Here is a 22,220-nt window from a genome sequence, read left to right as displayed (position 1 = left end):
AACCTTTGCCAATCCGGGCGCGGGTCAATGACCGCGAGCGCTCGTTTTATGGCGATTTGAGGGGGACTTGCAGGAAACGCGCCAGCTCGATGGACGCTGCGTCGGCAGTGCGACGGGCATAAAAAAGGGACGAATCCAACAGTGGACTCATCCCTTCATCGCGCACGCCTCAAGTTGAAGGCGTCAAAGGATCAACCAAATAGGGCGAAAGCGTCACCGGTGGCCGGCAGATCGTAGATCATGCCGTCGGCCGTCTGGATATGCTCGATGGTGTTGCCCTGCGCGTACCAGTTTTCCAGCTTCACGCCACTGGCTGGAACGCCGCTACTGCCATCATTGGCACTGTGCAAATAGGCGTCCTTGCCCACCCGAGTGACACTCAACTGGCTGGCATTGGCGATGGTGTTCAACACCAGCGTGTCGTTAAGACTGCTGCCATATTCCTGAATGGTCACCAACCCCGTGGAGTTCACGACATAGGTGTCATCACCCTCACCGCCACGCGCCTGACCACCCGTGCCCTGGCTGCCCACGAGGTTCAGGATCAGCAGGTCATCGCCGTTGCCTGCGGACAACGTGTAATAGCTGCCGGTGCCGGTCAGAACATCATTGCCGTCGCCGCCGTCAGCACTGCCCCGATTGACCGTGATAGTGTCATTTCCCTCATCGCCACTGGCAAAAGTAGCCAGGTCGTTGGCAGCGCTGACGATAACGTCATCACCCTCGCCCCCCCAAAGCGTATCGCCCTGCGGTGCCGTGCCGTCGAGACCGGATGCCAACCCGCCATAAATGTGATCGGCCCCTTCGCCACCGCGAATGAAATCGTTGCCGGCACCACCCTCCAGATAATTGCCATTCGAATCCCCATCCAGCCAATCATCAAACTGACTGCCGCGCAGGCCTTCGATATCGTAGAACGTGTCACCCGAGGCAATACCGGTTTGTGAACCCCACGCCAGATTGATGTTTACCCCGGCATCACTGTCGTCATAACTGACAATGTCGATCCCCGCACCACCGTAAAAGGCATCACTGCCCGCGCCACCCGACAACACGTCATTGCCGGCGCCGCCTGTCAGCATGTTGTCACCGGCATTGCCATGGCCGGTGAAGTCACCCGTGCCGGTATAAGTCATGCGCTCGATGAACGGATCCATGGTCATCACTGACAGACTGGTATACAGCTCGTCCACACCGCCACTCTCTATTTCGGAAATGGTCACACCGGTACTGTTGATGATGTAGACATCATTGCCCTGACTACCGTCAACCGTTACGCCACCGGTGTCGATCGTGAAATGGTCGTCCAGCAGGGAGCCGACGATTTTTTCCACATTGCTGACCAGACCACCGATACGCAGCTCAACACTGACAGCCTCCGATGAATCGGAATAGTTCAGAACGTCGTAGCCATCGCCACCATCGAACGCTTGCCCGGCTTCCTTGCCAAACAGTACATCGTCAAAGCCTGAACCCTGAATGGCTTCGATTCCGGTGAACGTATCACCGTTGGCGAAACCGGTAGACATCCAGCCTTGCGCCATATCAATGAACACGCCTTCACTGCTGTCGGCGTAGCTGACCGTGTCAAAACCCTCACCACCAACAAAGTGATCCGCGCCGTTTCCCCCGAACAGCAGGTCATTGCCGGCACCACCAATGATCAGGTTGTCACCGGCATTTCCATAACCGGTGAAATCGCCGGTGCCGGTGAAGGTCATTTTTTCAACGGAAGCGTCCATCTGCATGTTGTTGAGCGTCGTGCGGAGCTCGTCGTATCCACCACCTACTCCCTCAACAATTTTCACGTCATCGCTGCCAATGATGTAGATGTCATCGCCGTCCTGACCATCCAGAGTCAGTCCAGCGATATTGCCAATGAAGGTATCGTCGAATTGAGTGCCCATGACGCCTTCAATTTCGATCAACGTATCGCCTTCAGCTTCACCGCCATGGGCGATCACCGAACCATCCTGAAACTCGATACTGATCGCTGCGGCAGAACCACGGTAATCGACCCAGTCAAAGCCCTCACCGCCATTCAGCAGATCAGCCCCTTCCCCCCCATAGAGCAAATCCCCGGACTCCAGCCCGTAGAGTTCGTCATTGTCAGGAGTACCGATGAGGTAGTCTGCTTCACCCGTTCCATTTATCACTGCCATGTGTTTCTTCCTTGCGTTGTTGTTGAACCCTGTCCCTGGGGCGAGGCACTCCTCGCTTGAGTGGGCACACATTTGAAATTTATCGACCAGTGCCATTAAAGGCTGAGAGCAAGACAAAAAAAAACGCAGGCAACCGTGAGTTCACCTGCGTTTTTTTGCCCGCCGAGTTCAGATCAATCCGGCAACCAGCCCCACAACCAATGATTGAGGTTGTCACCGCGTAACATGAAATCACGGTGCACCGCTTCCTTCAGTTCGTCGCCCATGCGGTAGCTGGCGTCCGGGTCGGCGAGGTGCATGCGAATCGCTTGCAGCCATTCTGCGGTGCTGTTGCTGTAGACCTTGGTGCATGGCAGGTGCCCGCGATAGGCCTCGGTGTCGGTGCAGATCACCGGGTAGCCGCAGGCACCGTACTCCAGCAGACGCAGGTTGCTCTTACAGTCATTGAAAATATGGAATTCCAACGGCGCCAGTGCCAGGTCGAGGTTCAGACTGGCCAGTTTGAACGGGTAGCTCTGCAGGCTGATGGCCGAATGAAATTCATGAATGTAGGGACGCAACTCGTCCGGGCACATGCCGAAGAATACCCACTCGACTTCGTTCGCCAGTTCCCGAACGACCTCGGCAATGATCTCAAGATCCCCCGAGTGGCTGGTGCCGCCACCCCAACCCACGCGCGGCTTGCTCGAGGTACGACGGTGACTGGTCAGGGTCGCCCACGGCTCCGGCGAAAGCATATTCGGCACAATGCGAATATCGCTGTGCATGCTCGACAACGCATCGGAAAGTGCCTGGGTGGTAACCACCACACGATCACACAGCGCAATACCTTCGCGCAGCATCTGTTCGGTGTTGACCGGTTTATTGCGCGCGTGGGTGTTTTTCTTTGGCGCACTGATCACGTAGTCGTCGAGTTCGAAGATTCGCAGCGCGCTGGAGTACTTCTTGATTCGCTGAATATCGCTGACCGCACCGTCGCTATAGCGGCATTGCAGAATGATCGAATCCGGGGCCAGACGCTCGATTTCGACGGTCGAAGGCGACTCGTAAGCCCAGCGGCCAAGCGCCCGGCCAGAGGCTTCAAGCTCGGCCAGCGGCCCGGTCACGCGGTAATGACCGACAGCCGAACTGTTGACCGGCAAGCCGAGAATCAACGGCAAGTGACGGGAACAGAACGGATTCCAGTTATTGCGCAACGACGGCTCCAGACTGAAGCTCGACACGCCGAGGCTGAGCGACGGACTGTACGCCGGATCCTTGATGATTTTCGGCATCCACTGGCGATGGAACGCTTCTTCCTCTTTTTCAGAGAGGGCAAGCGGCGCATTCTCGGTCAACGGCGCAATCACGACACTGGCATAAGGCGTCCAGACCACCAGGTAGCCATCGCTGCCTGCCCGCAGACACAGATCGACGTCGCTCAAACCCCGCGCGAACGTCTCGCCATCGAACTGCCCGAGCGCATCGAAAACTTGCTTGCGGACCATCAGGCATTGACTGCTGACCGCGCTCCAGTTCTGCACCACGTGCAGACGCTGCATGTAGCCGCGAGAGCTTGCCGACTCACCGGCAAATGGCGAACCGACCGGCCCCGCCAGCCCCAGAATCAAACCGGCACTGACAATCGCCCCTTCAGGGCTGAGCAGGCGGGCACCGACCACGGCAACCTCCGGACGCCGGGCCTGGTTAAGCAGTTCGTCGAGCCAGTCGCTTTCATAGATCACCGCCTCGGCGTCGAGCAGCAGTAAATACTCGCCCCGCGCCTGATCGGCGGCGAAGTTACGGAGGGCGGCGACATTGTCGGCTCCGGCGTACTGCACGACCCGCAGCATCGAGGCGCCCAATTGAGCCATGGCAGCCAGCCATTCGATCATCGCCGACTCAGTGCTGCCGGTGTCAACCAGCAGAATTTCGTAGCGACTGTAGGCGGTATGCTCAATCAGGCTCTCGGTGCAACGCTGCAAGGCGTGCAACGAATCGCCGGCCTGAATGATGATCGACACCAGCGGATTTTCTGCGTGGTGATAGTCGACGCGGTTGATCAGCGGCATCTCTTCATGACGAATGCTGTAATCCACACCGATGCGCTGCAAATGCGCGCCGACCATCGCGGCGTTGTGATCGATCACTTCCGGCAGCGACAGCCACTGGGCATACGTCAGGCTGGACTCCACCTGAATCTCGGCGATGTGCTCGATGGTCTGCGGGCCGGCTTCTTCCACCAGGCGCCACAACAAGTCATGCGGAGCGAGTTCGCCATGGGCCGGATCGAAGCCACCCACAGCCAGATAGCGCTGACGCTCGAAAGCCAGAGCGCGTCCAACATAAGGGTAGGCGCGCATCAGATCGAGATTGAAGTCCGGCTTGAATACCGGTTCGATTGATTCACCTTCGATCAGCGCCCCCTCATCGCTGTAGGCACACAACAGGCCCGGCGTTGCGGCGATGCGCTCGGCCAGAATCAACAGCGCTGATTCGCGCAAGGTGTCGCCGGCACGCAGCAGGTAAAACCAGTCGGCACCTTCCAGTTGCGGGATCACCGCGTTGAGTTGCTGCGCCCAGTCGGCCTGAAACGGCAACTGCAGCACTCGCTCGCCGACATCGCACTGCGCATCCGAAAGCAGCACAACCGCCGCCGGTGCATAAAGCTGAGCCTCGATGCCGCGCAACGTGGCCTGCAAGGCTTCTATATCGCCGTCAGGGTCGATGACAATCGGCACAATCTGCGCCCGCGTCGACCAACTGGCGATGCGTTGCGGCATCTGCTGTTGCTCGACCGGCGAGAAGCAGCGGATCGATAGCCACTCCCGATAGAAATCGTCATAGCTTTCGCTTTCGGCGCCGACCCGGCCGCTGACCACGGTATTGCGGTTACCGAGAATGCGCGTCACGCACAGCTCTTGCCAGGCGTGGGGCTGATCATTGATGTTGGCCAAATCGATATAGCGCACCCAGCCAGCCGCCGGCGCGGCTTCGCCACTACGGGCAACAAGCATTTGCGCCAGCCATTCCCACTCCACTCGCGCTCGCTTGAGCATTTCCGGTGTACGGCTCAGCCGCTCCGGGTACAACCGCTCGGTGCTCAGCACGGTGTTGAGCGAGACCATATTGCCGCGGCGCATCAGACACACGAACAAGGCGAAATCGAGCGTGGCGACAAAACCTGCACCCTCTTGAATAAGCGCAGGCAGTAACTCCAGCACGTCGGCGCGACGCATCAACGCGGCACTGAAGTTGCCGACAAAATTCAACGGCGTGGATTCGAAGATCGCCAGCATGTCGTCGCCCTTGAACAAGGCGTCGTTCGGGCTGAACCGGCAATTGTCAACGCGCGGCGGCAAGAGGAAATTGCCGGCGTCGCTGAGCATGCGCAAGGCAAACACCAGATTGGCATCAGCGTGATCAATCAGCACCTGCGCCTGCAGGGCAATGCTCGGCGCGAACAGTCGATCGTCATCGCACAACACTTTGACGAACTCGCCACGAGCCTCTTCGACGCAACGCAGCACGTTGTTCTGTAACCCCAGACGCTGTGGGTTACGCAGATAGCGGATCGGATGAGCCGGCTCGGCGAACGACTCGACAATCTGGCGAATCTGCTCATCGTCCGAGTCGTCACAAATGACGATTTCGAGGTGCTCATACGTCTGCGCGAGCGCACTCATCAGCGCCTGATCGAAGAAGCGCGGGTTGAAGGCGGGGATGACGATACTGACGAGGGGGTGTTGATTCACGGCGGGAAACTCTCGAGCGGCGGGTCCCTGCCCTCTTCAGGCAGGAACCCCGTAACCGCTTAGGAAAAGACGGTTGGCAGCTCGACAGGCACAGACTCAGATCTTGTTGAACAAGCCCAGTTGCGCAATCTTGCTGAAGGCCAGTTGCGAGGCTTGCAACATGGTTTGCTGCAGGGTCAGACGGGTCATGACCTCGGCCGGATCGGATTCGCGGATCGACGATTGTGTCTGCGCGTTGGCCAATACCAGCGACTGATTGGTATCGCTCTGGGTCACCAGCGACGAGCCACGACCACCGACCGAACTGATCGCACTGGATAACTGATCGGTGCCACTGGCGAGGTTGCCCAGACCGGAGGCCAGACCGGCCTGCAATTGCTGGATAGCCAGCGCATTGCCATTGGTTGGCGTGTTCAGCACGTTTTTCAACTGACTCACGCTGTCCAGAATGTTCTGGGTTTCGTGAGTATTGACGGCCACGCTGAACTGATCGTTGGCAGCCGGTGTACCGCTGATGTTGAAACTCACACCCGAAGCAGTGGCCACGCCTGCGACCACAGTGCCGCTGGACACCGGTTTGCTGTCAGCGGTCAACGGTGCAGCGTACAGATCGAACGCGGTCGCGCTGGTGAATTTCATCACCGCTGAACCGGTCGGGAAACTGGCTTTGTAGTCCGTCGAGTTGGTGACGCTGCTGCCGGTGATCTGGGCCGACGACGGGTTGCCCGGGCTGCGGGTGCCGGTGAAGGTGTCAGGCTTGGCCGCCAGTGTGAACGTATGACCCGGCAGCACGGTGCCCGGTACATCGCCCGATTGCAGGTTGATGTTCAGCGTCAGGTCCACGCCCCGGAAGCTGACCGTCTGACCGGCCGTGCTTTTCGGATCGAACGCGCCACCCTGACTGGCTTCGGCCGTCACATCATTACCGGCCGAGTCAGTGATTTTGAGCTGGGTGCCGCTGACAAAATCAACAGTGTACGGCTCGCCGCTACGGAACTTGCTGTTGTAGCTGACGTTCGACGACACCTGACCGTTGGACAGAACCACGCGATTGTCATTGACCGCAGGCGCCGTCATGGTGACCTGGCTGCGGCTGGTGTTGACCGCTTGCTGGAAAGCTTCCCAACCGGTGGTGTTGGTGGCCATCTTCATGTTGTCACCGATCGCCAGATCGAGGGTCACCTGGTCACCGTTGTAGGCGTAAGTGCCATCGTCATTGCGAGTGAACGGTACGGTGTCGCCCTTGGAGCCGGCGAAGATGTATTTACCGTTCTCGTCCTTGCTGTTCATCAGGCTGAGCAGTTGCTCTTCGATCTGACCCAGCTCGGACGCTGTGGCCTGACGGTCGGCGTCCGTGTACCCGGCGTTGCCGGCACTCACAGCCAATTCCTTGGCACGCTGCAGCACGTTGTTGATGCTGGTCATCACCGCTTCAGCGGTACCCAGTGTGCCTTTGATGGTAGTGGCGTTGGCTTCGTACTGATCAAGCATCGAAGCCTGTTGGCCCAATTGCAGCAGACGCGAAGCGCCAACCGGATCATCTGCCGCCGTGTTGACGCGAATCAGGCTGCTGGCCTCTTCGCTGCTCTTGACCACGTTGGCGAAGTTTTTCTGATAGTTGGCTGCCGAAGATTCGTAAAACTGGCCGGTAGAAATGCGCATGGATTACGACTCCCTTAAAGACTGTTGATCAGTGTGCTGAAAATTTCCTGCGCAGCCTTGATGATCTGCGAGGACGCGGTGTAGTACTGCTGAAACTTGACCAGGTTGCCGGTCTCTTCGTCGAGGTCGACGCCGGACAACGAATCACGCGCGCCCTTGGCGTTGGCCAGAATGGCGTCGGTGGCCGCGCTGTCGAGCTTGCCCTGGGCAGCTTTGGCGCCGACACCTTCGACCAGTTTGCCGTAGGAGTCGGTCAGGGAAATACCTTTGCTGGCCGAACCGGTGTCCACTGTCTGCTTGGTCTGCAAGTCAGCCAGTACACCGCCGTTGCGGTTGTCCAGTGTGCCCGGCTGGCTGAGGCTGACATTGATCGCCGAGCCTTTGCCTGGCGAGCCGGCGACGGTCATATCGAAATTGACGGTGTACTGGGTGGCCGGAGCTGGCGGGATCGCAGCGCCGGTCGAGTCCTTGAGCGGAATACTCAGGTTCAGGGTGTTGTTCTGGCCCGGCTTGATGGTGCCGCTGCTCAACACACCGCCCTTGGCATCGAGTAGCTGGTAACCCTGACTGGTGCCGTCCGCCGAAGGATCGCCAAACACCACTTTGACCGGCGTCGAGTACTTCATGCCGTTCTGCATCGCCGTGGTGGTGGTGGCGTCGTAGATATCGAACTTCGTGGTCAGGGTCGGTTGACCGCTGGCCGGAATAGTCAGCGTGCCGCTGCCGCCGGGGGCAATGGCAGCGCCCAACGGAGCTGCGATGGCCAGACGCTTGGAGTCGGTCATCTCGGTCTTGATGTTGGCCGCCGCGCTGCGCGTCGGGGTGATCTTGAACGTGTCGCCCGCCGCCGCCGTGCCGCCAGTGAGTTTCAACGAGAAGCCGTCGATGACCGGAGGCGGGTTGGTGGTGGTACTGAACGCGCCCATGGCGGTGCCTTCCGGCAGACGCTGCACGGTGTAGTCCGTGGCGCTGGTGAAGGTCACTTTGTAATCGTTGATGGTCAGCTTGCCGGTGTCTTCGATGCTCACATCGAATTTGCCGGAACCTGCGCTGTTGCCGATAGTGGCGGTGCTGCGCGCAGACATGTTCGCCGCAGTATTGATACTGGTGAACAGGCTGCCGCCAAAGTCACCGTTCTTGTCGATGCCTTGCGCCTGAATCGTGTTCATCTGATCGGCAACGACCAGTGCCACGCGGCCCAGCTCGTTCATCGCAGGGTCGAGCACGGTGCTGCGATAACGCAGCAGGCCACCGATCTCGCCACCGGTGATGCCCGAGGTGATGTCGACAGTGCTGGAGCCGTTATTGAGCTGCAGGGCCATACGCGATGGGTCGGTCTTGCTTGGCGTGACTTCCAGCTTGCTGACCGTGCTGCCCATCACCAGCGGCTGACCGTTGCCCAGATATATATCCATGTTGCCGCCACGCTCGACGACCTGCGCACCGGTGAAGGTCGACAGTTGGCGAATGGTCTCGTTACGCGCGTCGAGCAGCTCGTTGGGCTGGCCACCGGAGTTGGAAATTTCGGAGATTTTCTGGTTTAACTGAGCGACAGTGTTCGCCAGTTTGTTGACCTGATCAGCCATGCTCGTCAGGTTGCCGTTGATGTCCGAGTTCTGCGCGTTCAACTGGCTGGAAACCGAGTTGAAGCGCGCGCTCAAGGCTTGGGCATCACTGAGCAGCAGTTGGCGCGAAGCATCATCACCCGGCTTGGCGTTGACGTTCTGCACCGAGGCGAAAAACTTGGTCAGCGCGCCATTGAGGCCGGTGCCGCTATCGGACAGCAATTTGTCGAGCGGAGTGACCTGACCCAGATAAGCCGCCGCATCGCTGTTGAGCGAAGTGGTGGTCTGCAACTGGGCGTCGATGTAGCTGTTGTAGACACGGCGCACGTCGGCCAGGGTCGTACCGGTGCCGATCCAGAGGTTGCCGTTCTGAATCGAGCTTTTTGAATTCTGCACGGTTTGCTGGCGCGAGTAGCCGGCCGTATCGACGTTGGCAATGTTGTTGCCCGTCACCATCAAAGAAGATTGGCTAGCGGATAAACCCGACATCCCGATGTTGAGCAAACTCATGGTTCAAACCTTACTTTATGTTTTATAGAGGCGTTGTCGAAACGCCCGCCGCAGCGTAGTTCTGGTTAACGTTCATCTGCTTGGCAATCTGCGAAATCTTGCTTGCGTAGTTCGGGTCGGTGGCGTAACCGGCCTTTTGCAACTCGCGTACAAACTGTTCTGGGTTATCGGCCGACTTCAGCACTTCTTGATAGCGATTATTGCTCTGCAGCAAAGTCACCAGATCGTGGAAGCTGTCCTTGTACGAGGCATAGGAACGGAACTCGGCCGTCTCCTTGACCATCGCGCCATTACGGAACTCGCTGGTGATTGCCCGGGCCGAATCACCCTTCCAGTTGCTGCTCGCCTTGATACCGAACAGGTTGTGGCTGCTACTGCCATCCTGAGCACGCATGACCGACTTGCCCCAACCGGTTTCCAGTGCGGCTTGCGCCACCAGGTAACGCGGATCGACGCCGATACGAGCGGCGGCTTCCTCGGCCATCGGCAGCATGGTGTTGACGAATTCGTCGGCAGAACTGAAGGCTTTTTTCGCCGGCGCCAATGGAATCTGCGCCATCGCCCGGCCGTAAACCTGCATCTGCCCACCGGAGGCTTTGTCAGCCTCGGCGCGTGCCAGCCAGTCGCCGTTGTACAGCGGACCTGCGCCAGTGGTGGCGGCAGTCGTGGCACGCTGTGGCAATTGCGTTGCGGCGCTTGTCGTGGTGGCCGAAGGCACCAGGCCTGCGAGCAAACGATCGGCCAGTTTCGGCGGCAGAGCCAAACGGCGCTGGTTGATCAATTCCATGTCGTTGCGGTGGGCCAATTGCGTGTTAGGCGCATTGACCGAACGCGAGGCCCACAGCGGACGCTCACCATTGAGGCGCGACAACGGGCCATTGGTGGCGACGGTGCCAGCGGCAATCGGCGTGGCCACGGCAGCGGCCTTGGCTTTGGCTTCTTCCTGCTTGGCGGCGGACGCGGCCGCAGCCTCACCCGGCGCCATTGGTTTGTTCTTCGACATCTGGCGCATCAGCACGTCGGCCAGACCGATACCACCGCCCTCGCGTGACATGGAAACGGCCAGTTGCTGGTCGTACATTTCCTGATACTGCTTGGCGGCCGGCGTGTTGAGAGGATTGTCCTCACCCAGGGCATTGGTCGCCGAACGCATCGATTTGAGCATCTCGCCGAGGAACAGCGATTCGAATTCCTGCGCAACTTTGCGCATGTTCGCATCACTATCCTTGTCACCGACCTTTAGCTGGTTCAGACGATTGAGGTCAGAGTAAGAACCCGAATCGCTGCTGCTGACCAGACCGCTCTTGCGCATATCCATAGTCGTCGGCCTCAGATCACGATCAGGTCGGCTTGCAACGCGCCGGCCTGCTTCAGTGCTTCGAGAATGGCCATCAAGTCACCCGGTGCCGCGCCGACCTGGTTCACCGCACGGACGATCTCGTCGAGGGTGGTGCCCGGACCGAACTTGAACATCGGTTTGGCTTCCTGTTCGGCGTTCACGCGCGAACGTGGCACGACAGCGGTCTGGCCGTTGGAAAGTGGGCCTGGCTGGCTGACGATCGGGTCTTCAGTAATGGTCACGGTCAGGCTGCCGTGGGTTACGGCGGCCGGCGAGACTTTCACGTTCTGACCGATGACGATGGTGCCGGTGCGCGAGTTGATGATGACTTTCGCCACCGCCTGACCCGGATCGACTTCGAGGTTTTCCAGGATCGACAGGTAGTCGACACGCTGGCTCGGATCGAGCGGTGCGGTAACGCGGATCGAGCCGCCGTCGATGGCCTGAGCGACACCAGGGCCGAGCATGTCGTTGATCTTGTCGACGATGCGTTTGGCGGTGGTGAAGTCGGAACGGTTGAGGTTCAACGTCAGGCTATTACCCTGATTGAAACCGCTCGGCACCGAGCGCTCCACCGATGCACCGCCAGGGATGCGACCAGCCGACGGAACGTTGACAGTGATCTTCGAGCCGTCTCGACCTTCAGCATCGAAACCGCCCACGACCAGGTTGCCCTGGGCGATTGCATAGACGTTGCCGTCGATACCCTTGAGCGGGGTCAGCAACAGGGTGCCGCCACGCAGGCTCTTAGAGTTACCGATCGAGGCAACGGTGATATCGACCTGTTGGCCTGGCTTGGCAAACGCCGGCAGATCAGCACTGATGGACACCGCCGCGACGTTCTTCAACTGCACGTTGCCCGATCCCGGCGGCACTTTGATACCGAACTGCGAGAGCATGTTGTTGAAGGTCTGCAGGGTGAACGGAGTTTGCGTTGTCTGGTCACCGGTGCCGTTAAGCCCGACCACCAGGCCGTAACCGATCAATTGGTTGGACCGCACGCCGGAAATGCTGGCGATATCTTTCAGCCGCTCGGCGTGGGCACCAAAGGCTGCGGACATCATGGCCGCAGCGAGCATGAGGCTCTTGAAGTTCAACGTAGCCACCTAGAAAGGGAACAGCGGGCTGAGGAAGAAACGGTCGAACCAGCCTGGCTGACTCGCATCGGCAAACGAACCGGTGCCCGAGTAGGTGATGCGCGCGTCGGCGACACGGGTCGACGAAACAGTGTTGTCAGTGGCGATGTCATCGGCACGCACCAGACCGGCGATCCGCACCAGCTCATCGCCCGTGTTGAGGGTCATCCACTTCTCGCCGCGCACGGCGATGATACCGTTGGGCAATACGTCGGCCACGGTCACGGTGATCGAACCGGTCAGGGTATTGCCCTGCGCAGCCTTGCTGTCGCCCTTGGTCGCGCGGTCAGCGCTGTAGCCGGCGTTCAGGCTCAGGTCATTGCTGCCCAGCGGGTTATTGGTGGTCAGACTGGAACCGAACAACGAAGTCAGGCCGACCGTGGTATCGCTGTTCTTGCCGATCTGCGAGTTAGCGTTTTTGCTCGCCTGGGTTCTCTCGTTCAGGGTGATGGTGATGATGTCACCGACCCGGAACGCCTTGCGATCGCTATACAGGTTCTGCTCGAAGCCGGCCTGATAGATCGAGCCGTTGTTGGCGGCCGCCGGCAACGGCGTGCGCGGCAACACCGGGGCGTAGTAAGGGTCATTGGGCTTGGGCGTCGGAGCGACGCAGCCCGCGAGCGAGACGACTCCACTCAATGCCAGAACAGATACGAAGCGATTCATGACCCTACCTCACGGTGTTGCAGGCGACCTCATGGCCGCCTCATAGACTTGATTACAGATTCTGCGTTACGAACGAGAGCATCTGGTCGGCGGTGGAGATCACCTTGGAGTTCATCTCGTAAGCGCGCTGAGTGGTGATCATGTTGACCATCTCTTCAACGGTGCTGACGTTGGACGTTTCCAGGGTGTTCTGCAGCGTGGTACCGAAACCGTTCAGGCCCGGAGTACCGACTTGCGGCGCGCCGGAAGCAGCGGTTTCCAGGAACAGGTTGTTGCCCACCGCTTGCAGGCCGGCCGGGTTGATGAAGTCGGCGGTTTGCAGGTTGCCAATCACTTGGGAAGCCGGGTTGCCGGCAACGGTGATCGATACGGTGCCGTCACGGCCGACGGTGAAGGTCTGGGCATCGTTCGGAATGACGATGGCTGGTTCCAGAGCGAAACCGCTGGCGTTGACGACCTGGCCATTGGAATCGAGGTGGAAAGTACCGTCACGGGTGTAGGACGTGGTGCCGTCCGGTTGCAGAATCTGGAAGAAACCGCGACCGTCAACGGCCAGATCCAGCGGCTGTTCGGTGGTTTGCAGGCTGCCGGCGGTGAAGTTTTTCTGCGTGCCGACAATGCGCACACCGGTACCCACTTGCAGACCCGACGGCAGTTCGCTGTCCTGGGTCGACTGGGCGCCTGGCTGACGCTTGATCTGATACAGCAAGTCCTGGAACTCGGCGCGGTCACGCTTGAAACCCGTGGTCGAGACGTTTGCCAGGTTGTTGGAAATGGTGGTCAGGTTAGTGTCCTGGGCGGACAGACCGGTTTTGGCAACCCATAGAGCCGGAAGCATTCGATTCTCCTCGTGCGCCTGTTTTACGGCGCGACGTTCTGATAATTAGCTGATCTGCAAGACCCGAGCCATGGCTTGGTCGTCGTCTTTGGCGGTGTTCATCATCTTGACGTGCAACTCGAACTGCTTGGCCAGGGCCAGTACCGAAGTCATTTCTTCCACGGCATTGACGTTGCTCGACTCCAGGAAACCCGACACCAGTTTGACGTTGGCATCGATCGGCGCAGGCTGGCCGTCCTTGGTGTAGATCGAGCCGTCGAGGCCCTTGTTCATGTTCTTGATGTCCGGGTTGACCAGTTTGATCCGGTCGACTTCCGCCATGACGCGCGGGCCTTCGCCCATCGCACGAATACTGATGGTGCCGTCTTCGCCGACTTCGATCTGCTGCTCGGGTGGCACGGCGATCGGACCGCCATTGCCCATCACCGGCATACCATTGCCGGCACGCAGGACGCCGAGGGCGTCGACATTCAGGCTGCCGGTGCGCACGTAGCTTTCGCCGCCGTTGGGATTCTGCACGGCGATCCAGCCATTGCCGGTCACGGCGACGTCGAGGTCACGGCCGGTCTGCACCAGCGAGCCTGGCGTGAAATCAGTGGCGGGCCGTTCGCTCAGGGCAAACGCGCGCGCCGGAAAGCTGTCACCGAACACCGGCATCGAACGCGCCTGCTCCAGGTCGCGCTGAAAACCGTTGGTGGAGATGTTCGCCAGGTTGTTGGCATGAGCCTTCTGCGCCAGTGCGTTCTGGCTGGCGCCGGTCATTGCCACATAAAGGTACTTGTCCACACTCTTTCCTCTGCATGCCGGACGTTTGCCGCCCACCGCTGTACTGCTGAGCCATAAGCAATTTGCAGACCAACTTTTTTCTGGCGGCTTGAGGCCCGGCAAACAAAGGACTTGAGGGGTATTGCGGGGAATTGGGAAATGTATCGAAGTCGAAAAACCGGCGGTGTTATGCCGCTTCGCGGCAATCGACCAAATGATCGCAGCGTGCCGCAGCTCCTACAGGAATCCGCATTCCAACTCTAGAAGCTGCCGAAGGTTCGGGCCGCGTTCGGAGGATCTTTCGATCTTAGGCTTCAGGCTCTTTGCCCACCTCATACTCACGCAACTTATTGGCAATGGTCGTATGCGAAACGCCAAGGCGCTTACCCAGTTGCCGACTGCTCGGGTGCTCGGAATACAGACGTTCCAGCACGGCCTTCTCAAACCGCCCGACGATCTCGTCCAGCCCACCTTCAAGGGAAAAATCGCCAAGCGGCTGACGCACGCCATAATCCGGCAGACGAATATGCTCGGCCTTGACCGTGCCGCCATCACACAGCGACACCGCCTGAAACAGCACATTCTCTAACTGCCGCACATTGCCCGGCCAGTGATAATGACTGAGCCGATCCATGGCCGTCGGCGCCAGTTTTGGTAGCGAGCAGCCGATCTGCCGACTGGCCTGATCGAGGAAGTGCTCCACCAATGGCGTCAATCCGTCGAGGCATTCGCGCAGCGGCGGAATGTGCAGCGAAAGCACGTTCAAGCGGTGGTACAAATCCTGACGAAACTCGCCGCGAGCGCACAACTCGGACAAGTCCACCTGTGTTGCGCAGATCACCCGCACATCCAGATAAACCTCTTCATCGCTGCCGACGCGACGGAAACAGCCGTCCTGTAAGAAGCGCAGCAATTTCACCTGCAAGCGCGGGCTCATTTCGCCGACACCATCGAGAAACAGCGTGCCGCCCGCCGTCAACTCCAGCAGACCGAGCTTGCCTTCAGCGCGTGCGCCTTCGAAAGCACCGGGGCCATAGCCGAACAGCTCGGTCTCGGCCATAGACTCCGGCAGGCCGGCGCAGTTGAGCGCCATCAGCGGCGATTGTCCGCGCGGACTGGCGAGGTGACAGGCGCGTGCCAGCAACTCCTTGCCGGTGCCGGTTTCGCCTTCTATCAATAGAGGTGCATCAAGGGGCGCCATGCGACGCGCTTCGCGCACCACCGCCGCCATGACTTTCGAGCTTTGGAAGATGCTGTCGAAACCGCGCAACTCCTGCTTGCGCACGTTATAGATGCGCTCGCCGACACGGTCGGCGCGATGCAAGGTCAGCACCGCACCGGCCATCGCTTCGCTGTCGTCGTGCTCCGATTGCAGCGGAGCGATGTCGGCGAGAAAAACGTCGCCCTTGACCTTGACCCGCATGCCGTTGATTCGCGATTTATTGGCGCGCACCAGTTCCGGCAGGTCGAAATCTTCGGCGTAGCGGGACAGCGGAATCCCCGGCACCTCGTCGACGCGCACGCCGAGCAACTGCGCCGCCGCGCGGTTGGCGGCGACAATCGAGCCACCCATATCGATCGACAACACCGGAAATTCCAGCGCACCGAGCAGTGCGTTCAACTCCATGTGCCGCCGCTCGCTGGGCATCAGCCCTACCCGCTTGACGCCGAACACCCCGGCAATCGATTCGAACTTCGGGCGCAACGCCTGGAACTGGATGTTGATCAGGTTCGGGCAATGCAGATAGATCGCGTTGCCATGCTCACCACCAACCTCGCCGCGCGCGACGTTGATCCCGTACGCCACCAACAGGTTGAGAATGTCGCGCAGGATGCCGATGCGGTTTTGGCAGTGGACTTTGATACGCATATAAAAGGCCCGAAAACGATGATTAACCTGTAGGAGCGAGCCTGCTCGCGATGAGGCAAGTCCAGCCAACTTCCTCATTGACTGATACACAGCAATCGCGAGCAGGCTCACTCCTACAGGGGGGTTGCGCCAGACTTTTCTGTCGCAGCGCGCAGATAGTTGTCAAGATTATGTGACAGCGATGACCCTTTTCAAACCTGCAAATCACTGCAAACGCGAGATATCCGTCAAAGCGTAACGATTAATTTACGAATTAAAGGGAAAATTCCTACGCGAAGGCGATTCAACCTGCTGCACATCAACACGCTCTCGGGTAATTCTGAGTCCATCGCTGGACATAACAAGAACGAATTCCCCTAGCAGGAGAGCAGTATGAAGCAGACGCAATACGTGGCCCGCGAGCCCGATGCGCAAGGTTTTATCGACTACCCCGCCGAAGAACATGCGGTGTGGAACACGCTGATCACTCGCCAACTGAAAGTGATCGAAGGTCGTGCGTGCCAGGAATACCTGGACGGTATCGAAAAACTCGGTCTGCCCCACGACCGCATTCCGCAACTGGGCGAGATCAACAAGGTGCTCGGTGAGACTACCGGTTGGCAGGTCGCGCGCGTTCCGGCACTGATTCCGTTCCAGACCTTCTTTGAATTGCTCGCCAGCAAGCAATTTCCCGTGGCCACCTTTATTCGCACCCGCGAAGAGCTGGACTACCTGCAAGAGCCGGACATTTTCCACGAGATCTTTGGTCACTGCCCGCTGCTGACCAACCCGTGGTTTGCCGAATTCACCCACACCTACGGCAAGCTCGGCCTGCAAGCCACCAAGGAAGAGCGCGTGTATCTCGCGCGCCTGTACTGGATGACCATTGAATTCGGCCTGGTCGACACCCCGCAAGGCAAACGCATCTACGGCGGGGGCATCCTCTCCTCACCGAAAGAAACTGTTTACTCGCTGTCGGACGAGCCCGAGCATCAGACCTTCGATCCGCTGGAAGCCATGCGCACGCCTTATCGCATCGACATCCTGCAACCGCTGTACTTTGTCCTGCCGAACCTCAAGCGTCTGTTCGACGTGGCCCATGAAGACATCATGGCCATGGTCAAGCAAGGCATGCAGTTGGGTTTGCACGCACCGAAATTTCCGCCGAAGCCGAAAGCGGCCTGAGCAGAACCCGCTCGCGACTTGCGCGCAAAGATAGTAATTTCCAACAAGAATCGAATTCAGGAATACACCATGTCAACTTTGAACCAAGCCCACTGCGAAGCCTGCCGCGCCGATGCGCCACAAGTCAGCGACGAAGAACTGCCGATCCTGATCAAGCAGATCCCTGATTGGAACATCGAAGTTCGCGACAGCATCATGCAGCTGGAAAAAGTCTTCCTGTTCAAGAATTTCAAGCACGCGCTGGCGTTCACCAACGCCGTCGGCGAAATCTCCGAGGCCGAAGGTCACCACCCGGGTCTGCTGACCGAGTGGGGCAAAGTGACCGTGACCTGGTGGAGCCACTCGATCAAAGGCTTGCACCGCAACGACTTCATCATGGCCGCGCGCACTGACGAAGTGGCCAAGACCGCAGAAGGACGCAAGTAATGCACTTCGACGCCATCGGCCGGGTGCCCGGCGACCCGATCCTCGGTTTGATGGAGGCGTATGCGCAGGATGCCAATCCGCGCAAATTCGACCTCGGCGTTGGCGTCTACAAGGATGCCCAAGGCCTGACCCCCATCCCTGAAGCGGTGAAAATCGCCGAAGCGCGGCTGGTCGAGAGCCAGGACACCAAAACCTACATCGGTGGCCACGGCAACCCGCTGTTCGGCAAAGTCATCAATGAGCTTGTGCTGGGTGGCGACTCGAAACTGATCGCCGAACAGCGTGCCGGCGCCACCCAGACCCCGGGTGGCACCGGTGCCCTGCGTCTGGCTGCCGACTTCATCGCCCAATGCCTGCCGGGCAAAGGCGTGTGGTTGAGCAACCCGACCTGGCCGATCCACGAAACCATTTTCGCCACGGCTGGCGTCAAGGTCAGTCACTACCCTTACGTGGGCAGTGACAACCGTCTCGACGTCGACGCCATGCTCGCCGTGCTCAACGAAGTGCCGAAAGGCGACGTGGTGCTGCTGCATGCGTGCTGCCACAACCCTACCGGTTTCGACCTGAGCCACGACGACTGGCAGCGCGTGCTGGACGTGGTGCGCCGTCGCGACCTGCTGCCACTGATCGACTTTGCCTACCAAGGCTTTGGCGACGGTCTGGAGCAGGATGCGTGGTCGACCCGCTTGTTCGCCGCGCAAGTGCCGGAGTTGCTGATCACCAGTTCCTGCTCGAAGAACTTCGGCCTGTATCGCGACCGTACCGGTGCGCTGATCGTCTGCGCGAAAACCGCCGACAAGCTCATCGACATTCGCAGCCAACTGGCCAACATCGCCCGCAACCTGTGGTCAACGCCACCGGATCACGGCGCGGCCGTGGTCGCGACCATCCTTGCCGACCCGGAGCTGAAAAGCCGCTGGGCCGACGAGGTGGAAGCCATGCGTTTGCGCATCGCGCAGTTGCGTAGTGGTTTGGTGGAAGCCCTGGAGCCGCACGGTCTGCGCGAGCGTTTTGCGCACATTGGCGTGCAGCGCGGGATGTTCTCTTACACCGGCCTGTCGCCGGAGCAAGTGAAACAACTGCGCGAGCATCACAGCGTGTACATGGTGAGTTCGGGCCGGGCGAACGTGGCCGGTATCGATGCGACACGTCTGGCGCTGCTGGCCGAGGCCATAGCCAACGTCTGCAAGTAATACCGCAATACCCCTGTAGGAGCTGCCGGAGGCTGCGATCTTTTGATCTTGTTTAAAAGCAGGATCAAAAGATCGCAGCCTTCGGCAGCTCCTACATTTGTTTCGGCGACCTGTCTCCCTGCGGCCATTTGTCGCAATAATTCGAATTAAAAGTCTGATTGTCATTTTTCCTGCTGTATCCTGCGCAGGCTTTCCAAAAGCGCGGATCTACCAGATCTATCAACAGACTTAGCGAGGAGCGCAACCATGCACGAGATTCCTAATCTCCCCTTCCCAAGCCTGCACGTACCTGAGCAGACGACCACGCAACAAGCCGGTGCCCAACAGCCCGAGTCGAAAGAAGCCGTTGAGAGCCGCCCGGCCGACAGCGAAGAGTAAAACCCGCCGTACAGACCGTGTGGAAAGCGCTAACATGCGCTTTCCACACTGCCTGAATGCCCGAGCCCTGCCATGACCGACGAATTCTCCGAAAACCAAGCCGCCGTTCTGATCGGTGCCACCGAGAAAATGATCGAGATCTGGAGCCGACTCTCCCCCGAAAAACAGGCCGCTCTGCTCGCCCGTTTTGGCAGCGAAGAAAACGCCCTCGCCGCACTGATCACCACGCAACTGGTCGCCCCGGCCAAACCCTGAAACCGCCGTCCGGCAAATAGTTTTACTTTTCCCCGCCCCAGAGCCGTTCGCGTCGGTATCATAAGCAGCCTATCTAATCTGCTGCTCCCGTGGACCTTTTCCCATGTCGTTCTCCAAGTCAGAGCCCCAGCGCCCCCTGGCGGTCACGCTGCAAGTCGTTTCCATCGTCCTCTTCACCTTCATCGGCTACCTGAACATCGGCATTCCGCTGGCTGTATTGCCGGGCTACGTCCACAGCGACCTGGGCTTCGGCGCAGTGATCGCCGGCCTGGTGATCAGCGTGCAATACCTCGCCACCCTGCTCAGCCGCCCTTACGCCGGCAAGATCATCGACAACAAGGGCAGCAAACTCGCGGTGATGTATGGCTTGGCCGGGTGCGGTTTGAGCGGCGTGTTCATGCTGATTTCGGCGTGGACTCCGAACATGCCGATGCTCAGCCTGATCAGCCTGTTGATCGGTCGACTGGTGCTGGGCAGCGCGGAAAGCCTGGTCGGTTCCGGCTCGATTGGCTGGGGGATCGGCCGCGTCGGCGCGGCGAACACCGCCAAGGTGATCTCGTGGAACGGCATCGCCAGTTACGGCGCACTGGCCGTCGGCGCACCGTTCGGGGTGTGGCTGGTCGGCCAACTTGGCTTGTGGAGCATGGGCGTCAGCATCATTTTGCTGGCGGCGTTAGGCCTGCTGCTGGCATGGCCCAAGACTGCCGCGCCGATTGTCATCGGTGAGCGTCTGCCGTTCATGCATGTGTTGGGACGGGTCTTTCCTCACGGTTGCGGACTGGCGCTGGGTTCGATCGGCTTCGGCACCATCGCCACCTTCATTACCCTGTATTACGCCACTCAGCATTGGGACAACGCGGTGCTGTGCTTGAGTCTGTTCGGCGCCAGCTTCATCGGCGCGCGCCTGCTGTTCGGCAACCTGATCAACCGCCTCGGCGGCTTCCGCGTGGCGATTGCCTGCCTGTCGGTTGAAACCCTCGGCTTGTTGCTGTTGTGGCTCGCGCCGGATGCGCACTGGGCATTGGCCGGTGCGGCATTGAGCGGTTTCGGCTTCTCGCTGGTGTTCCCGGCGCTGGGTGTGGAAGCAGTGAATCTGGTTCCAGCGTCGAGTCGCGGCGCAGCTGTCGGCGCCTATTCGTTGTTCATCGACTTATCGCTGGGGATCACTGGACCGGTGGCCGGGGCAATTGCTGCCGGATTCGGCTTCGCCTCGATCTTCCTGTTCGCCGCCCTCGCCTCCCTGAGTGGGTTGGCGTTGAGCGTGTATCTGTACAAGCACACCGCAAAATACCGGGAAGACTAGAAATCCACCTTGCCACGCCCGGCCTTGATACTGCCGCGCTTGGTTTTCGACTCGAGCCGACGCTTCTTCGAGCCGAGCGTCGGCTTGGTCGGACGGCGTTTCTTTTCGACTTTGGTGGCGCTGAGGATCAGCTCGACCAGACGCTCAAGTGCATCGGCACGGTTGGCTTCCTGCGTGCGGTACTGCTGGGCCTTGATGATCAACACGCCATCGCTGGTGATACGACTGTCGCGCAACGCCAGCAGCCGTTCCTTGTAGAACTCGGGCAAGGACGAGGCCGAAATATCGAAGCGAAGGTGCACGGCACTGGAGACCTTGTTGACGTTCTGCCCCCCGGCGCCCTGGGCGCGAATGGCCGTCAATTCGACCTCGGCATCCGGCAGATGCACGTTGTTGGAAATCACCAGCATGGAAAAGCGTCCGTATTCAGAACGCGCAGGATACCGCGAAACAGATGCCGGGCTTGCTCGCCATTTGAATCAGGCCGCCACCGTGTTTGAGTTACCATTCCAAATCTTGCCCTTACTACATCAATGCAGGAAGCATAAGCATGACCAACAAAGCAGTTATCGTTTTCAGCGGCGGACAGGACTCAACCACCTGTTTGATCCACGCACTGACTCACTACGATGAAATACACTGCATCACGTTTGACTACGGTCAGCGTCATATCGCCGAAATTGAAGTCGCGCAGCATCTTTCCAAAAAGCTCGGCGTGACCGTGCATAAAACCCTTGATGTGTCCTTGCTCAATGAGCTGGCGATCAGCAGCCTCACGCGCGACAACATTCCGGTCCCGACCGTGAATAGCTCCGGAGAAAGCCTGCCAAGCACTTTCGTGCCGGGAAGAAACATTCTTTTTCTGACCCTGGCTTCAATCTATGCCTATCAAGTTCAGGCTAAGACGGTCATTACCGGTGTTTGTGAAACAGACTTCTCTGGTTACCCCGATTGCCGGGATGAATTCGTCAAGGCACTGAATAAAGCCCTTGAGCTAGGCATGGATTATAAGTTGCAACTTGAAACGCCACTGATGTGGCTGAACAAGGCAGAGACCTGGGCCTTGGCGGATTACTATAACCAGCTGGAACTGGTTCGCGAAGAAACACTGACCTGTTACAACGGCATCAAAGGCAGCGGATGTTCCGATTGCGATGCATGTAATCTTCGCGCGAAAGGGCTGAATGAGTTTCTGACCAACAAAGAACAGGTTACGCGCAGCCTGAAAGCGAAACTGAGTTTGAAGTAAACCCA

At 59.2% G+C, this 22,220-nt stretch carries 18 protein-coding genes; 7 read left to right on the top strand and 11 right to left on the bottom strand.

Annotated features, from left to right (window positions below; genetic code table 11):
• Positions 1–191: 191 nt before the first annotated feature.
• The 10 genes from ACA069_RS08340 to ACA069_RS08295 all read right to left on the bottom strand — a co-directional run bounded on the left by ACA069_RS08340 (position 192) and on the right by ACA069_RS08295 (position 16,247).
• A complete protein-coding gene (locus tag ACA069_RS08340) occupies positions 192–2,162 on the bottom strand; it encodes a calcium-binding protein (RefSeq protein ID WP_497617048.1) in 1,971 nt (656 codons plus the stop codon).
• 173 nt (positions 2,163–2,335) lie between these two features.
• On the bottom strand, positions 2,336–5,896 hold the full coding sequence (locus tag ACA069_RS08335) for a glycosyltransferase (RefSeq protein ID WP_497617047.1): 3,561 nt from the start codon (positions 5,894–5,896) through the stop codon (positions 2,336–2,338).
• Positions 5,897–5,992: 96 nt separating this feature from the next.
• On the bottom strand, positions 5,993–7,558 hold the full coding sequence (locus ACA069_RS08330; RefSeq protein WP_401271028.1) for a flagellar hook-associated protein 3: 1,566 nt from the start codon (positions 7,556–7,558) through the stop codon (positions 5,993–5,995).
• A gap of 14 nt (positions 7,559–7,572) precedes the next feature.
• Entirely contained in the window at positions 7,573–9,633 is a 2,061-nt protein-coding gene (gene flgK, locus ACA069_RS08325; protein WP_401271026.1) for a flagellar hook-associated protein FlgK, read from the bottom strand.
• A gap of 22 nt (positions 9,634–9,655) precedes the next feature.
• The gene (gene flgJ / locus ACA069_RS08320) at positions 9,656–10,951 is read right to left on the bottom strand and encodes a flagellar assembly peptidoglycan hydrolase FlgJ (protein WP_401271023.1); all 1,296 of its coding nucleotides are present in this window, start codon (positions 10,949–10,951) and stop codon (positions 9,656–9,658) included.
• A gap of 11 nt (positions 10,952–10,962) precedes the next feature.
• The gene (locus ACA069_RS08315; protein WP_401271073.1) at positions 10,963–12,051 is read right to left on the bottom strand and encodes a flagellar basal body P-ring protein FlgI; all 1,089 of its coding nucleotides are present in this window, start codon (positions 12,049–12,051) and stop codon (positions 10,963–10,965) included.
• Positions 12,052–12,078: 27 nt separating this feature from the next.
• Positions 12,079–12,774, bottom strand: a complete 696-nt coding sequence (flgH, locus tag ACA069_RS08310; protein ID WP_187677349.1) for a flagellar basal body L-ring protein FlgH — start codon at positions 12,772–12,774, stop codon at positions 12,079–12,081.
• 52 nt (positions 12,775–12,826) lie between these two features.
• On the bottom strand, positions 12,827–13,612 hold the full coding sequence (gene flgG / locus ACA069_RS08305) for a flagellar basal-body rod protein FlgG (protein WP_187677348.1): 786 nt from the start codon (positions 13,610–13,612) through the stop codon (positions 12,827–12,829).
• Between the two features lie 45 nt (positions 13,613–13,657).
• Positions 13,658–14,398, bottom strand: coding sequence for a flagellar basal body rod protein FlgF (locus ACA069_RS08300; protein ID WP_187677347.1), 741 nt, complete (start codon positions 14,396–14,398; stop codon positions 13,658–13,660).
• 286 nt (positions 14,399–14,684) lie between these two features.
• Entirely contained in the window at positions 14,685–16,247 is a 1,563-nt protein-coding gene (locus tag ACA069_RS08295; RefSeq protein ID WP_489878497.1) for a sigma-54-dependent transcriptional regulator, read from the bottom strand.
• 372 nt (positions 16,248–16,619) lie between these two features.
• On the opposite strand from ACA069_RS08295, the gene phhA reads away from it, so the two are divergent.
• From phhA to ACA069_RS08265, 6 genes are all read left to right on the top strand, one after another.
• Complete coding sequence (gene phhA / locus ACA069_RS08290) at positions 16,620–17,411, top strand: phenylalanine 4-monooxygenase (RefSeq protein WP_158830660.1); 792 nt, start codon at positions 16,620–16,622, stop codon at positions 17,409–17,411.
• Positions 17,412–17,480: 69 nt separating this feature from the next.
• Positions 17,481–17,837, top strand: a complete 357-nt coding sequence (locus tag ACA069_RS08285; RefSeq protein ID WP_003222798.1) for a 4a-hydroxytetrahydrobiopterin dehydratase — start codon at positions 17,481–17,483, stop codon at positions 17,835–17,837.
• Entirely contained in the window at positions 17,837–19,030 is a 1,194-nt protein-coding gene (locus ACA069_RS08280; protein WP_489878495.1) for an amino acid aminotransferase, read from the top strand. The genes ACA069_RS08285 and ACA069_RS08280 overlap by 1 nt, the downstream gene beginning before the upstream one ends.
• Positions 19,031–19,276: 246 nt before the next feature.
• The gene (locus tag ACA069_RS08275; protein ID WP_262410290.1) at positions 19,277–19,408 is read left to right on the top strand and encodes a hypothetical protein; all 132 of its coding nucleotides are present in this window, start codon (positions 19,277–19,279) and stop codon (positions 19,406–19,408) included.
• A 72-nt stretch (positions 19,409–19,480) separates the two neighbouring features.
• Positions 19,481–19,663 (top strand): hypothetical protein, encoded by a 183-nt coding sequence (locus ACA069_RS08270; RefSeq protein WP_497617045.1) that lies wholly within the window; start codon positions 19,481–19,483, stop codon positions 19,661–19,663.
• Between the two features lie 103 nt (positions 19,664–19,766).
• Complete coding sequence (locus tag ACA069_RS08265) at positions 19,767–20,966, top strand: MFS transporter (RefSeq protein ID WP_489878493.1); 1,200 nt, start codon at positions 19,767–19,769, stop codon at positions 20,964–20,966.
• Here ACA069_RS08265 and arfB read toward each other — a convergent pair.
• Positions 20,963–21,376 (bottom strand): alternative ribosome rescue aminoacyl-tRNA hydrolase ArfB, encoded by a 414-nt coding sequence (gene arfB / locus ACA069_RS08260; RefSeq protein ID WP_497617044.1) that lies wholly within the window; start codon positions 21,374–21,376, stop codon positions 20,963–20,965. The two genes, ACA069_RS08265 and arfB, sit on opposite strands and share 4 nt — an antisense overlap.
• A gap of 140 nt (positions 21,377–21,516) precedes the next feature.
• On the opposite strand from arfB, the gene queC reads away from it, so the two are divergent.
• Positions 21,517–22,215, top strand: a complete 699-nt coding sequence (gene queC / locus ACA069_RS08255; protein WP_489878492.1) for a 7-cyano-7-deazaguanine synthase QueC — start codon at positions 21,517–21,519, stop codon at positions 22,213–22,215.
• Positions 22,216–22,220 lie beyond the last annotated feature (5 nt).

It is taken from the genome of Pseudomonas sp. LBUM1652 (genome assembly GCF_059716105.1).
The sequence above is the reverse complement of the archived record's forward strand: the minus strand, read 5'-3'. Positions and strand labels throughout refer to the sequence as shown.

What these genes read in the sequence shown, in the direction of transcription:
- ACA069_RS08340 (WP_497617048.1), bottom strand. Translation starts at nt 2,162, where the DNA reads ATGGCAGTGATAAATGGAACGGGTGAAGCAGACTACCTCATCGGTACT.
- ACA069_RS08330 (WP_401271028.1), bottom strand. Translation starts at nt 7,558, where the DNA reads ATGCGCATTTCTACCGGCCAGTTTTACGAATCTTCGGCAGCCAACTAT.
- flgK (WP_401271026.1), bottom strand. Translation starts at nt 9,633, where the DNA reads ATGAGTTTGCTCAACATCGGGATGTCGGGTTTATCCGCTAGCCAATCT.
- flgJ (WP_401271023.1), bottom strand. Translation starts at nt 10,951, where the DNA reads ATGGATATGCGCAAGAGCGGTCTGGTCAGCAGCAGCGATTCGGGTTCT.
- ACA069_RS08315 (WP_401271073.1), bottom strand. Translation starts at nt 12,051, where the DNA reads ATGCTCGCTGCGGCCATGATGTCCGCAGCCTTTGGTGCCCACGCCGAG.
- flgH (WP_187677349.1), bottom strand. Translation starts at nt 12,774, where the DNA reads ATGAATCGCTTCGTATCTGTTCTGGCATTGAGTGGAGTCGTCTCGCTC.
- flgG (WP_187677348.1), bottom strand. Translation starts at nt 13,612, where the DNA reads ATGCTTCCGGCTCTATGGGTTGCCAAAACCGGTCTGTCCGCCCAGGAC.
- ACA069_RS08295 (WP_489878497.1), bottom strand. Translation starts at nt 16,247, where the DNA reads ATGCGTATCAAAGTCCACTGCCAAAACCGCATCGGCATCCTGCGCGAC.
- phhA (WP_158830660.1), top strand. Translation starts at nt 16,620, where the DNA reads ATGAAGCAGACGCAATACGTGGCCCGCGAGCCCGATGCGCAAGGTTTT.
- ACA069_RS08285 (WP_003222798.1), top strand. Translation starts at nt 17,481, where the DNA reads ATGTCAACTTTGAACCAAGCCCACTGCGAAGCCTGCCGCGCCGATGCG.
- ACA069_RS08280 (WP_489878495.1), top strand. Translation starts at nt 17,837, where the DNA reads ATGCACTTCGACGCCATCGGCCGGGTGCCCGGCGACCCGATCCTCGGT.
- ACA069_RS08275 (WP_262410290.1), top strand. Translation starts at nt 19,277, where the DNA reads ATGCACGAGATTCCTAATCTCCCCTTCCCAAGCCTGCACGTACCTGAG.
- ACA069_RS08270 (WP_497617045.1), top strand. Translation starts at nt 19,481, where the DNA reads ATGACCGACGAATTCTCCGAAAACCAAGCCGCCGTTCTGATCGGTGCC.
- ACA069_RS08265 (WP_489878493.1), top strand. Translation starts at nt 19,767, where the DNA reads ATGTCGTTCTCCAAGTCAGAGCCCCAGCGCCCCCTGGCGGTCACGCTG.
- arfB (WP_497617044.1), bottom strand. Translation starts at nt 21,376, where the DNA reads ATGCTGGTGATTTCCAACAACGTGCATCTGCCGGATGCCGAGGTCGAA.
- queC (WP_489878492.1), top strand. Translation starts at nt 21,517, where the DNA reads ATGACCAACAAAGCAGTTATCGTTTTCAGCGGCGGACAGGACTCAACC.